The sequence below is a fragment of the Streptomyces sp. NPDC008313 genome, assembly GCF_042956125.1.
In the GTDB taxonomy this organism is placed as follows: domain Bacteria; phylum Actinomycetota; class Actinomycetes; order Streptomycetales; family Streptomycetaceae; genus Streptomyces.
This window is the reverse complement of sequence record NZ_JBIBFR010000007.1, coordinates 129,826-142,465: the sequence shown is the minus strand read 5'-3', so window position 1 is coordinate 142,465 and position 12,640 is coordinate 129,826. Positions and strand designations below refer to the sequence as shown.

Annotated in this window: 9 protein-coding genes; all 9 read left to right on the top strand. The window is 73.3% G+C overall.

Annotated elements, in window-relative coordinates:
• The first annotated feature begins 44 nt into the window (after positions 1-44).
• The 9 genes from rsmI to ACFY93_RS11790 all read left to right on the top strand — a co-directional run bounded on the left by rsmI (position 45) and on the right by ACFY93_RS11790 (position 12,423).
• Positions 45-941 carry a 16S rRNA (cytidine(1402)-2'-O)-methyltransferase gene (rsmI, locus tag ACFY93_RS11830; protein ID WP_391356506.1) on the top strand — a complete coding sequence of 299 codons (897 nt, stop codon included), beginning with the start codon at positions 45-47 and terminating at the stop codon, positions 939-941.
• Between the two features lie 284 nt (positions 942-1,225).
• Positions 1,226-1,750, top strand: a complete 525-nt coding sequence (locus tag ACFY93_RS11825; RefSeq protein ID WP_391356504.1) for a hypothetical protein — start codon at positions 1,226-1,228, stop codon at positions 1,748-1,750.
• A 54-nt stretch (positions 1,751-1,804) separates the two neighbouring features.
• On the top strand, positions 1,805-2,731 hold the full coding sequence (locus tag ACFY93_RS11820; RefSeq protein ID WP_391356502.1) for a TatD family hydrolase: 927 nt from the start codon (positions 1,805-1,807) through the stop codon (positions 2,729-2,731).
• Between the two features lie 111 nt (positions 2,732-2,842).
• Positions 2,843-4,477: a ubiquitin-like domain-containing protein gene (locus tag ACFY93_RS11815; RefSeq protein ID WP_391356499.1), complete on the top strand. Its 1,635-nt coding sequence runs from the start codon at positions 2,843-2,845 to the stop codon at positions 4,475-4,477.
• A gap of 223 nt (positions 4,478-4,700) precedes the next feature.
• Entirely contained in the window at positions 4,701-5,612 is a 912-nt protein-coding gene (rsmA, locus tag ACFY93_RS11810; RefSeq protein WP_391356497.1) for a 16S rRNA (adenine(1518)-N(6)/adenine(1519)-N(6))-dimethyltransferase RsmA, read from the top strand.
• Positions 5,612-6,508, top strand: coding sequence for a 4-(cytidine 5'-diphospho)-2-C-methyl-D-erythritol kinase (locus ACFY93_RS11805; protein WP_391356825.1), 897 nt, complete (start codon positions 5,612-5,614; stop codon positions 6,506-6,508). Before rsmA ends, ACFY93_RS11805 begins: the two co-directional genes overlap by 1 nt.
• 113 nt (positions 6,509-6,621) lie before the next feature.
• Positions 6,622-8,430, top strand: a complete 1,809-nt coding sequence (locus tag ACFY93_RS11800; RefSeq protein ID WP_391356495.1) for an ATP-binding cassette domain-containing protein — start codon at positions 6,622-6,624, stop codon at positions 8,428-8,430.
• 245 nt (positions 8,431-8,675) lie between these two features.
• Positions 8,676-10,457, top strand: coding sequence for a PQQ-binding-like beta-propeller repeat protein (locus tag ACFY93_RS11795; RefSeq protein WP_391356492.1), 1,782 nt, complete (start codon positions 8,676-8,678; stop codon positions 10,455-10,457).
• Between the two features lie 121 nt (positions 10,458-10,578).
• Entirely contained in the window at positions 10,579-12,423 is a 1,845-nt protein-coding gene (locus ACFY93_RS11790; RefSeq protein ID WP_391356490.1) for a PQQ-binding-like beta-propeller repeat protein, read from the top strand.
• The last annotated feature ends 217 nt before the right edge of the window (positions 12,424-12,640 follow it).

Below are 12,640 nucleotides of genomic sequence, written 5' to 3'. Positions count from 1 at the left end.
ACGTCTGTGGGAGTCCCGCGCTTGCCCCCTGCGAGGATGTAACCGTGACAGGAACCAGCCTCACCAGCGGCCCCACGGGAAGCCCCACCGGAACCCTCGTGCTCGCCGGCACACCGATCGGCGACGTGAGCGACGCGCCGCCCCGGCTCGTCGGCGAACTCGCGCGCGCCGACGTGATCGCCGCCGAGGACACCCGCCGGCTGCGGCGGCTCACCCAGGCCCTCGACGTGCAGCCCACGGGACGCGTGGTGTCGTACTTCGAGGGTAACGAGTCGGCCCGTACGCCCGAGCTGGTCGAGGCGCTGGAGGGCGGGGCGCGGGTGCTGCTGGTGACGGACGCCGGGATGCCGTCCGTCTCCGACCCCGGCTACCGGCTGGTCGCCGCCGCCGTGGAGAAGGACATCCGGGTCACCGCCGTGCCGGGTCCGTCCGCCGTGCTGACCGCGCTCGCCCTGTCCGGGCTGCCCGTCGACCGGTTCTGCTTCGAGGGGTTCCTGCCCCGGAAGGCGGGCGAGCGGCGCTCCCGGCTCGCCGAGGTCGCGGACGAGCGCCGCACCCTCGTCTACTTCGAGGCCCCGCACCGCGTCGACGACACCCTCGCAGCGATGGCCGAGGTCTTCGGTGCCGAGCGCCGCGCCGCCGTCTGCCGCGAGCTGACCAAGACGTACGAGGAGGTCAGGCGCGGCCCGCTGGGCGAGCTGGCCGCCTGGGCCGCGGAGGGCGTACGCGGTGAGATCACCGTCGTCGTCGAGGGCGCTCCCGAGAAGGGTGCCGGGGAACTGGACGCCGGGGAGCTGGTGCGCAGGGTGCGGGTGCGCGAGGAGGCGGGGGAGCGGCGCAAGGAGGCGATCGCCGCCGTCGCCGCCGACGCGGGCCTGCCCAAACGGAAGGTGTTCGACGCCGTCGTCGCGGCAAAGAACGCGGAGCGCGGCGCACCATGAGCGGGCAAAGGGCCGCCGCCGAAAGCAAAGCCCAGGCCGCGTAGCGGGACCCTTCCGACAAGGAAAGGCCAAAACGGGTCCAATAGTCGACAGACCTGATGCGTTCCGGTCCTCGGAGGCGTCCACTGGTTGAAGGGACGTACCCGTCCCTCGCCCTTGGCACGGCACCGCCCGAGGGGACGTGGGCCCGTGGCACCAGACCGCCCCGGGCCTCCCGGCCGTCCGGGAAGTCCCCCGGTCCGGGCCAGGTCAGCGGCGCTTGTCCGGCGGACAAGAGGAGCGGCATGAGCGAGATCGCAGGTCCAACCGGCCGGCCCACCGGCCAGGCCACCGTCGGCGCCGACACGGGCACCGGCCACGACGGCGTGGCGACCGCCGTCGTCCACGAGTCGTACTCCTTCGCCTGCATGCGGTGCGGGCATGGCTGGGAGCAGTCGTACGCGATAGAACACCACCTCGACGCCGAGGGCACCGAGTTCGTGCGGTACGTGGCGGACGGGCGGATCGTGCCCTCGCCGCTGAGCCGGCCCACCTGCCAGAACTGCGACGGCCACCTCGTCCGCATCATGCGGCCGGGCCGGGTGTCCTCGGCGCGGGGCTCCATGTCGCGGACGGCGGCGGCACGCGCGGCGGGGGGAGCCTCGTCGTCGCCGCGGCGACCGGCGTCCGGTGCGCCCGACGCGTCCGGTGAGACCGGGGCGTCCGGTGAGACCGGGGGGGCGTCCGACGCGTCCGGTGAGGCCGGTGACAGCCACCACTGGCACCTCTCCGACCTCCTGCACCCCTTCCAGCACCGCAAGGCGGTCTGAGACCCGGCCGCCCGCGAGGTGAGGCCGCCCGCGTCCCCTTCGTAGGATCGGGTCATGCCTTCCCACGCCTCCGACAGCGCCTCCGAGACCCCCGGCACGTCCCGCGACACCTCCGGCAAGAACGCCGCACCGCCGCTGCCCGCACCCCTCGCGGTGCCGGTCGCCGACTCGCACACCCACCTGGACATGCAGTCCGGCACGGTCGAGGAGGCGCTCGCCAAGGCCGCGTCGGTGGGTGTCACGACGGTCGTGCAGGTCGGCTGCGACGTGAACGGCTCACGCTGGGCGGCACGGACGGCGGCCGCGTACGACGCCGTCCACGCGGCCGTCGCCCTGCACCCGAACGAGGCGCCGCGGATCGTGCTCGGGGACCCCGGGACAGGCTCGTCCCGGCAGGGCGCTCGCGCACCCGGCGGCGACGCTGCGCTCGACGACGCGCTCGCCGAGATCGACCGGCTCGCGGCGCTGCCCGAGGTCAAGGGCGTCGGCGAGACCGGACTCGACCACTTCCGCACCGGTCCCGAGGGCAAGGACGCGCAGGAGCGGTCCTTCCGGGCCCACATCGAGATCGCCAAACGGCACGGCAAGGCCCTGGTCATCCACGACCGCGAGGCCCACGCCGACGTACTGCGCGTCCTGAAGGAGGAGGGCGCCCCGGAGCGGACCGTCTTCCACTGCTACTCGGGCGACGCCGCCATGGCCGAGGTGTGCGGCCGCGCCGGATACTTCATGTCCTTCGCCGGCAACATGACCTTCAAGAACGCCCAGCCGCTGCGCGACGCCCTCGCCGTGGCCCCGCTGGAGCTGGTGCTGGTGGAGACCGACGCCCCGTTCCTGACGCCGGCGCCGTACCGCGGACGGCCCAACGCCCCGTACCTCGTTCCCGTCACGGTACGGGCGATGGCGGCGGTCCGGGGCATCGACGAGGACGCCCTCGCCACGGCACTCGCCGCGAACACCGCGCGCGCGTTCGGGTACTGAGAGGCACTCCGAGCGGTCACGGCACTCTCCGTGTCTGGCCGACTTTGGAGAGTGACCGCCGCTCCGCTAGGTTCTGGTCGCCCGTCCCGGAGCCGTCCCTGGAGCGCCGCCGTGAGGAACCCGCAGGACCAGCAGGACCAGCAGCAGGACCAGCGGGACCGGCGGAGTCCGTCGCCCTCCGCGTACGCGGCGTACGCGTACGGACCGCACGGGACGCTCGTGGCCCAGGAGACGGGCGCCGCTGCCGATCCCCACGGGCGGCCGCCGGACGGTGCGCCCGCGCGGGCCGGGCTGCCGGGTGGCTTCCGCGCGTACACCCGTGCCGCGGTCCACCCGGACCGCGGCACCCCCGCCGCCCCCGCCGCTCCCCCCGCCCCCGGCACGCACGACGCGCCGACCCTGCCCTACGGCGTGCGGCAGGGCCCCGGGCGGCAGGCGTACGCCGACACCTACCGGCCCGCCTATGAGCAGCGCCCGCGTCCCCGGCCCCGGCCTCGGACGCGGCCCGAGGACCAAGGCCGGGAACAGCCCTCGCCCTTGCCCTCGCCCTCGCCCGGGCCCCGCCCGGTCCCGGAGGCCGTCGTGCCGCGGCCCGCCCCGCGCGCCGCCGGGGCCCGCCGTGCCGCCGCGCACCGCCGCGCGGCCCCCGTACGCGCCGACCCGCTGCGGAAGCTGCTCCCGCAGGCGCTGGTCGTGGTGTTCCTCGCCGGTGGCACCACGGCGTTCGTCGCCAAGGACAAGGCCGTCGAGCTGAGCGTCGACGGACGGCCGCGGACGCTGCACACCTTCGCCGACGACGTGACCGGGCTGCTCGCCGAGGAGGGTGTCGCCGTGGGCGCCCACGACCATGTCGTACCCGCGCCGGGCACCCGGCTGACCAGCGGGGACGAGATCTCCGTACGCCACGGCAGGCCGCTGGTCCTCACCCTCGACGGACGCGGCGCCGAGGTGTGGACGACCGCGCGGACCGTCGAGGGGGCGCTCGCCGGGCTCGGGGTGCGCGCGGAGGGCGCGTACGTGTCGGTGCCGCGCTCCCGGCGGATCGGCCGGGCCGGAATGACGCTCGACGTCCGCACCGAGCGCACGGTGACGGTCATGGCGGACGGCCGGGCCCGCACCGTCCGCACCAACGCGGCGACGGTCCGCGAGGCGGTCGGCGAGGCCGGCGTCACCCTGCGCGGCGACGACACCACGTCGGTCCGGCCGGGGAGCTTCCCGCGCGACGGGCAGACCGTCACCGTCCTGAGGATCACCGGGAACAGGGAGGTCCGGGAGGAACCGGTCCCGTTCGACGTGCGGCGCACCGACGACCCGGAGCTGTTCGAGGGCACGGAGGTCGTCGAACGCCCGGGGCGGCCGGGCGCCCGCCGGGTCACGTACTTCCTGCGGAGCGTCAACGGGGTCCGGCAGCGGCCGCGCCGCCTGGGCGCCGAGGTGGTGCGCGAGCCCCGCACGCAGATCGTGCGGGTCGGCACCCGTCCGCGGCCCACCTCGGTCGCGGACGTCGGCCGGCTCGACTGGGACGGCCTCGCGCAGTGCGAGTCCGGCGGCGACCCGGCCCTCGTGGACCCCTCCGGCACCTACGGGGGCCTCTACCAGTTCGACACCGGCACCTGGCACGACCTCGGCGGCCGCGGCCGCCCCGAGAAGGCCCCGGCCGCCGAACAGACGTACCGGGCGAAGAAGCTCTACGTACGCCGGGGCGCGAGCCCCTGGCCCCACTGCGGCGACCGCCTGCACGGCTGACCCGGACCCCGCACCCCCACCGCCCCCGCACTCCCGGCGTCCCCGCAACACCGACGTCCCGCACCGCGACCCCAACCGTCCCGCACCCCACCGTCCGGCACCGTCACCCCAACCGTCCCGCACCCCACCGTCCTGACGCCCGCCACCCGCCCCGCACCACCGATCCCGCCCGCAGGGACCCCACCCGGGCGAACGCCCCCCGTCGCGCCCGTACCCTTGGTGGGTGAGCAGCCCCGCCCCCGACGCCCTCCTGGGCCCCGCCGACGTCCGCGAACTCGCGGGCGCCCTCGGCGTACGGCCCACCAAGCAGCGCGGACAGAACTTCGTCATCGACGCGAACACGGTGCGCCGCATCGTGCGGACCGCGCAGGTGCGCCCCGACGACACGGTCGTGGAGGTGGGCCCCGGCCTCGGCTCGCTGACGCTGGCGCTGCTGGAGGCCGCCGACCGGGTCACCGCCGTCGAGATCGACGACGTGCTGGCGTCCGCGCTGCCCGCGACGATCGCCGCGCGGATGCCGGGGCGGGCGGACCGGTTCGCGCTGGTGCACTCCGACGCGATGCACGTCACCGAGCTGCCGGGCCCGCCGCCCACCGCGCTCGTCGCGAACCTCCCCTACAACGTCGCCGTGCCCGTGCTGCTGCACATGCTCGGCACCTTCCCGACCATCGAGCGCACTCTCGTGATGGTGCAGGCGGAGGTCGCCGACCGGCTCGCGGCGGCGCCCGGCTCGAAGGTGTACGGGGTGCCGTCGGTGAAGGCCAACTGGTACGCGGAGGTGAAGCGGGCCGGTTCCATCGGGCGGAACGTCTTCTGGCCCGCGCCGAACGTCGACAGCGGCCTCGTCGCCCTGGTCCGGCGGACCGATCCGGTCGCGACGACGGCCTCCCGGCGCGAGGTGTTCGCCGTGGTCGACGCGGCGTTCGCGCAGCGCCGCAAGACGCTGCGCGCGGCCCTCGCCGGCTGGGCGGGCTCGGCCGCCGCCGCGGAGGCCGCCCTGGTCGCCGCCGGAGTGTCCCCGCAGGCGCGCGGCGAGTCCCTCACCGTCGAGGAGTTCGCCCGGATCGCCGAGCACAAGGTCCCCGGCGGGAGCGCCGGCGCCCCCGCCGCACACAAGGAGCCCGGGTCGTCGTGATGGAGACAGTCCGCGTCCGTGTCCCCGCCAAGGTCAACGTGCAGCTCGCGGTGGGCGGCGTCCGCCCCGACGGCTTCCACGACCTGGCCAACGTCTTCCTCGCGGTCGGCCTGTACGACGAGGTCACGGCCACCCCGGCCGACACGCTCCGGGTGACCTGCGCGGGCCCGGACGCCGCCGCGGTCCCCCTGGACCGGACGAACCTGGCGGCCCGCGCCGCGCTCGCGCTCGCCGGACGGTACGGGATCGAACCGGACGTGCACCTGCACATCGACAAGGACATCCCGGTGGCCGGCGGCATGGCGGGCGGCAGCGCGGACGCGGCCGGCGCGCTGGTGGCCTGCGACGCGCTGTGGGGCACGGACGCCCCGCGCGACGAACTCCTCGCGATCTGCGCCGAGCTGGGCAGCGACGTGCCCTTCAGCCTGGTCGGCGGTGCGGCGCTCGGCACCGGCCGGGGCGAGCGGCTGCGGCCCCTCGACGTCGGCGGCACCTTCCACTGGGTGTTCGCGGTGGCGGACGGCGGGCTGTCCACCCCGGCCGTGTACGGGGAGTTCGACCGGCTCACCGCCGGGCTCCGGGTCCCCGGTCCCGCCGCCTCGCGGGACCTCCTCGACGCGCTGGCAAAGGGCGACGCCACCGCTCTCGCCGCCACCGTCTCCAACGACCTGCAGCCCGCGGCGCTCTCCCTCTTCCCGCCGCTCACCGGCACCCTCGCCACCGGCCGCGACGCCGGCGCCCTCGCGGCCCTCGTCTCCGGCTCGGGCCCGACCACGGCGTTCCTCGCGGCGGACGCGGACGCGGCGGCGGAGATCGCCCGGGCGCTCATGGCCTCCGGGACCTGCCGCACGGCACGCGCGACGACGGCACCGGCGCCGGGAGCGACGGTGGTGTGAGGGGCGCCCGGTCCCGATCACCGCTCACGAAGAGTGACGATCACCGTGTGCCCCGGTGGGTCACCCGGAGGGCCTACGCTTGAAGGCTGATCGACCCCCGCGTCAGGAGTGAAATGGCCGTCAACCTGGTCAATGTCGAGTCCGTCAGCAAGGTGTACGGCACCCGTGCCCTGCTCGACGGCGTGTCGCTCGGCGTCTCCGAGGGGGACAGGATCGGGGTGGTCGGGCGCAACGGCGACGGGAAGACGACCCTGATCCGGATGCTGGCCAAGCTGGAGGAGGCCGACACCGGGCGGGTCACCCACTCCGGCGGCCTGCACCTCGGCGTCCTCACCCAGCACGACTCGCTCGACCCCGCCGCCACCGTCCGGCACGAGGTCATCCGGGACATGGCCGACCACGAGTGGGCCGGCAACGCCAAGATTCGCGACGTCCTCACCGGACTGTTCGGCGGCCTCGACCTGCCCGGGTTCCCGCAGGGCCTGGACACCGTCATCGGCCCGCTCTCCGGCGGCGAGCGGCGCCGGATCGCGCTGGCCAAGCTGCTCATCGAGGAGCAGGACCTCATCGTCCTCGACGAGCCGACCAACCACCTCGACGTCGAGGGCATCGCCTGGCTCGCCCAGCACCTCGGCGCGCGGCGCTCCGCGCTCGTCTGCGTCACCCACGACCGCTGGTTCCTCGACCAGGTCGCCACCCGCATGTGGGACGTCCAGAAGGGCACGGTCTACGAGTACGAGGGCGGCTACACCGACTACGTCTTCGCGCGCGCCGAGCGCGAGCGCATCGCCGCCACCGAGGAGGTCAAGCGGCAGAACCTGGTCCGCAAGGAGCTGGCCTGGCTGCGCCGGGGTGCCCCCGCCCGCACGTCCAAGCCCCGCTTCCGCGTCGAGGCCGCCAACGAGCTGATCGCCGACGTGCCGCCGCCGCGCGACACCAGCGAGCTGATGAAGTTCGCCTCCACCCGCCTGGGCAAGACCGTCTTCGACCTGGAGGACGTCACCGTCCAGGCCGGACCCAAGGTCCTCCTCAAGCACCTGACCTGGCAGCTCGGCCCCGGCGACCGCATCGGCCTGGTCGGGGTGAACGGCGCGGGCAAGACCTCCCTGCTGCGCGCCATGGCCGACGCCGCCCGCAGCGAGGGCGAGAAGCAGCCCGCGGCAGGGCGGATCGCCACCGGCAGGACCGTCAGGCTCGCCTACCTCTCCCAGGAGGTCGGCGAACTCGACCCGGCGCTGCGGGTGCTGCAGGCCGTCCAGCAGGTGCGCGACCGCGTCGACCTCGGCAAGGGGCGCGAGATGACCGCGGGCCAGCTGTGCGAGACGTTCGGCTTCAACAAGGAGAAGCAGTGGACGCCCGTCGGCGACCTGTCGGGCGGTGAGCGCCGCAGGCTCCAGCTGCTGAGGCTGCTGATGGACGAGCCGAACGTCCTGTTCCTCGACGAGCCCACCAACGACCTCGACATCGAGACCCTCACCCAGCTCGAGGACGTACTCGACGGCTGGCCCGGCTCGATGGTCGTCATCTCCCACGACCGGTTCTTCATCGAGCGCACCACCGACAAGGTGTTCGCGCTCCTCGGCGACGCCACGCTGCGGATGCTGCCGCGCGGCATCGACGAGTACCTGGAGCGGCGCCACCGGATGGAGGAGGCCGCGGCGGCCTCCGCGCCCGCGCCCGCCCGGGCCGAGCAGAAGACCGGCGTCTCGGCCGCCGACGCCCGCGCCGCGAAGAAGGAACTGCAGCGGATCGAGCGGCAGTTGGACAAGATCTCCGAGAAGGAGACGAAGCTCCACGCCCTGATGGCCGACAACTCCACCGACTTCGCGAAGGTGGCCGAGTGGGACAGCGAGCTGCGGACGCTCGCGGGGGAGCGCGACGAACTGGAGCTGCGCTGGCTGGAGCTCGCCGACGACGCCTGAGCACGGCGGTACCGGGCGCGCGTCGGTCGCGGGCCGCGGGCACGCGTCCGTGAAGGGGGCGTGAAGGCGCGTAACGAGGGCATCACGGGCCGGTCCTCCCTTGGGAACAGGGGCGGGACCGGCCCCTTGTTCGAGGGTGGCCCAGTGATAGAAAGAGCCGTCTGAGAACGTCTGAAAACCGTCTGAGAACCACTCCGAGCACGACCGGGCGTGGCGAAAAGTCAGTGAAGAGGGGGGAAGCGCTGATGACTCAGCCGCCCAACCAGCCGCCGCAGGGCGGCTTCGGAGCTCCGCAGGACCCACCGCCCCAAGGGGGAGGCTTCGGCGCCCCGCAGACCCCGCCGCCCGCGGGCCCGCCCGGGACCCCGCCCCCGGCGGGCCCCCCGCAGCCCGGTTACGGCTACCCGCAGCAGCCCGGCCCGTACAGCACCCCCGGCCCGTACGCTCCGCCGCGGCAGCCCGGCCCGTACAACACGGCGGGCCCGTACGCGCAGCCCGGCCCCTACAACCCGCAGCCCGGGTACGGGAGTCCGGCGCAGCCGCAGGGTCCGGGCTCACCCGGCACCCCGCCCCCCGGCGGGGGTTCGAAAAACCCCTTCAGGGGGAAGCCGGCGATGATCATCGGCGCCGCCGTCGCCGCGCTGCTCGTCATCTGCGGCACGGTGTGGGCCGTCGGCTCCGGCGGCGACGACGACAAGAAGCCGGTCACTAAGCCTTCCCAGGACGCCAAGCCGTCCACGTCCGCGCCGGCCCCGGTGAACGAGGGCGACGGCAGCGGTGACGGCGGCGACACCGACGAGGACCTCAACAAGGGCCGCAAGCCCGGCGAGGCGAAGGTGCTCTGGTACAAGGAGGCGCCCGACGCCCCCGGTTCCGGCGCGGACGCCCCCGGCATGTGGATCACCGGCGAGAGTGCGGTGAAGGCGGCGTACAAGCAGCTCTTCGCCTACGGCGTCGAGGACGGCAGGCCGAGCTGGGACCCGATCACCTTCCCGCAGAAGATCTGCGCGACCACCCGGCAGACGACGTCCGACGACCGGATCGTCATCGCGTACATGAGCGGTGTCAGCGACCACGCCAAGTGCGACCGGCTGGTGGCCGTGGACCTCGCCACCGGTGAGCGCGCCTGGACCGGCAAGGTCACCGAGAGCGGCCTGTTCGACAGCGCCATATCGATCGGCCTGACCATCACCGGCGACACCCTGATGGTCGCCCGCTCGCAGTCCGCCACGGCGTACGACATGAAGACCGGCAAGAAGCGCTACGACCTCAAGAAGTACGGCCAGGACTGCTACCCGTCGGCCTTCGCGGGCGGCGAGAAGCTGATCGCCGTCGCGTCCTGCGCCATCAGCACCAAGAACGAGCACGACGAGGTACGGGAGCTGGACCCGGCCACCGGCAAGGCCAAGTGGACCAAGAAGTTCCCCAAGGACTGGAAGATCAACCGCGTCTACTCCGTGGCCCCGCTCGTCCTCTACCTCACCGACGAGGACGGGGCGCAGAAGGGCTGGAACATCACCACCCTGAAGAACGACGGCACGGTCCGCTCCCAGGCCGACATCAAGGGCAAGTTCGCGGTCGAATGCGGCTGGGGCGCCGGTCTCGTCCCCGACCTGCAGACCTGCTCGGGCGTCGTGGCCGACGCCAACACCCTCTACCTGCCCACCCTGGTGGACAGCGGGCCCAACGAGGTCGTCGCCGTCAGCCTCGAGAGCGGCAAGGAGCGGTGGCGGGTCAAGTCCCCCGCGGACGCGGCGATGACGCCGCTGCGGAGGGACGGCACGAACCTCGTCGCCTACGTGCACCCCCCGTCGGGCGCCGGCGGCCGGGTCGTCGCCCTGCCCACGACCGGGAGCAGCCACAAGACGACGAAACTGCTGCAGAACCCCGAGGGCACCAGCGACATCGAGAGCACCTTCATGCAGCAGGACATCGACTACGTGGACGGGCGCTTCTACATCTCCGCGAGTTCGCTGTCGGGCAACGACGAGTCGAAGGAGAAGCTGATGATGGCCTTCGGCAAGTGACCGAGTACCTCACCGCCGGCACCGACGACGCCGTTCCAGCAGGCGCCCCGGGGCCCCGCCGACCGGTCCTCCCGGCCCGTCCCACCCGCCCGACCACTCCACCCCGACCGAGGTACACGCCATGAGTCAGCCGCCGCCCCCGCCGCCGCCCAACCAGCCCCCGTCCTCGGGAGGGTTCGGCGCGCCCCAGGACCCGCCGCCGGGTGGTTTCGGCGCCCCGCAGGACCCGCCGCCCGGAGGCTTCGGCCCGCCGCAGACCCCGCCCCCGGCCGGTCCGCCGCAGACGCCGCCCCCGGCCGGTCCGCCGCAGCCCGCCTACGGCTACCCGAACGCCCCGCAGACGCCCCCGCCCGGCCCGGCCCAGCAGCCGCAGCAGCCGTACGGGTACCCGCAGACGCCCCCGCCGGCGCAGCCCGGCTACGGCTACCCGGGCCAGCAGTCCCCGTACGGCTACCCGCAGCCGCCGACCGTGCCCGCGCAGCCGCAGGTGCCGCAGAACGGGGGCGGCGGCCGCAAGTTCAGCTCCCAGACGGTGATCATCATCGCGGCGGTCGTGGCCATCGCGCTGATCGTCGGCGGCGGCGTCTGGTACGCGTCCTCGTCCGGCAAGGACGACGACAAGCACAGCGCGTCGGGCTCGACGGGCGGCACCGGCGGCAAGGACGGCAAGGACGGCAAGGGCGGTGACGCTCCCCTCCCCAAGCACGACAAGGCGCTGGAGAAGGCACCGTCGAACCCGAGCGCCGAGGTCAGCTTCCAGGTGCCCGCACCGGAGGTGAAGGGCGACCAGATCGACAGCGTGGCCGGCTCCTGGCTCACCGACTCGGTCTACGTCAAGAGCAGCGTCTACGAGATCAAGGGCTACGACCCCGACTCCGGTGCGCAGAAGTGGACCCTCGACCTTCCCGGCCAGCCCTGCGCGGGCTCGCCGGAGATCACCGAGGACGGCATCGCCGCGGTGGTCGCCGAGTCCGCCAAGCGCAACAGCAAGGGCAACCACCAGTCCTGCACCGAGATCATCGCGTTCAACGTGAACACCGGTGAAGAGGTGTGGACCGAGCACGTCGAGAGCAGCGGCGGCAAGCTGGCGTTCGGCGAGGTCGCCATCAGCGGCTCGACCGTCGCGGTCGGCGGCGGCTTCTACGGCGGGGCCGCCTTCGACGTGAAGACCGGCAAGTCCCTGTGGAAGCCGAAGGTCGGCAAGTGCGAGGACGTCGGCTACGCGGGCGGCGACCAGCTCGTCGCGGTCCGCAAGTGCGGTGGCTACAACGACGCCAAGTACGAGGTCCAGCTCCTCGACCCGAAGTCGGGCAGCGTGAAGTGGTCGTACAAGCTGGCCGCCGGTGTGGACAACGCCAAGGTGCTCTCCACCAACCCGGTCGTCTTCGGCTCGAACATCGGTGAGATCACGGCCTCCGGCATGACGGACGTCTTCTCGCTGGACGAGCACGGCGAGCTGCGCACCAAGATCAGCCTGGAGGACGGCAAGTACGAGCACGACTGCGGCGTCGGCAAGGTGCACGACTGCAAGGCGATCACGGTCGGCAACGACAAGCTCTACGTGCCGACCAAGGAGCACGACGGCACCGGCGAGTACAGCCAGACCAACGAGATCATCGCCTTCTCCCTGGCCACCGGGAAGACCACCGGCGACCGGATCGACGCGGGCGACGAGTACGAGATCTTCCCGATGCGCATGGACGGACCGAACATCATCGCGTACAAGGACGGTCCGTACGACAAGGGCGCCCAGGTCGTCTCGATCGACGGCAAGACGCTCAAGGAGACGAAGCTGCTGGAGACCCCGGCCTCCGAGTCCGTCCTCGACGCGATCAGCAGCATGGTCCCCAAGAGCAGTGAACTGCTCTACACCGACGGCCGGCTGTTCATGGGCAAGGACCTCGTGAGCAAGCCGTACAGCAAGGACGACAAGGAGTACGCGGCGCTCGGCTTCGGCGCGAAGTAGGCACGCAGGCAGGCGCACGCCGACGGCCCCGGCTGATCCCACAAGATCAGCCGGGGCCGTTCTCTGTCCCGAACTCCGCCCCGAACACGCCTCAATGAGAGCAGTTTCGGTTATCCGCTGCACTTTCGCCGGTAGGGGAAGCGCAACGTCGAACAAGCGTGTAGCTTCCGGGGAACGGAGGGCCGGGGGGCTCTTCTCACCGGGCGGGCGGGCGGAA

Excerpts from the sequence above, each read along its gene's own strand:
- ACFY93_RS11825 (WP_391356504.1), top strand. The coding sequence starts at position 1,226 with ATGAGCGAGATCGCAGGTCCAACCGGCCGGCCCACCGGCCAGGCCACC.
- ACFY93_RS11820 (WP_391356502.1), top strand. The coding sequence starts at position 1,805 with ATGCCTTCCCACGCCTCCGACAGCGCCTCCGAGACCCCCGGCACGTCC.
- ACFY93_RS11805 (WP_391356825.1), top strand. The coding sequence starts at position 5,612 with ATGGAGACAGTCCGCGTCCGTGTCCCCGCCAAGGTCAACGTGCAGCTC.
- ACFY93_RS11800 (WP_391356495.1), top strand. The coding sequence starts at position 6,622 with ATGGCCGTCAACCTGGTCAATGTCGAGTCCGTCAGCAAGGTGTACGGC.
- ACFY93_RS11795 (WP_391356492.1), top strand. The coding sequence starts at position 8,676 with ATGACTCAGCCGCCCAACCAGCCGCCGCAGGGCGGCTTCGGAGCTCCG.
- ACFY93_RS11790 (WP_391356490.1), top strand. The coding sequence starts at position 10,579 with ATGAGTCAGCCGCCGCCCCCGCCGCCGCCCAACCAGCCCCCGTCCTCG.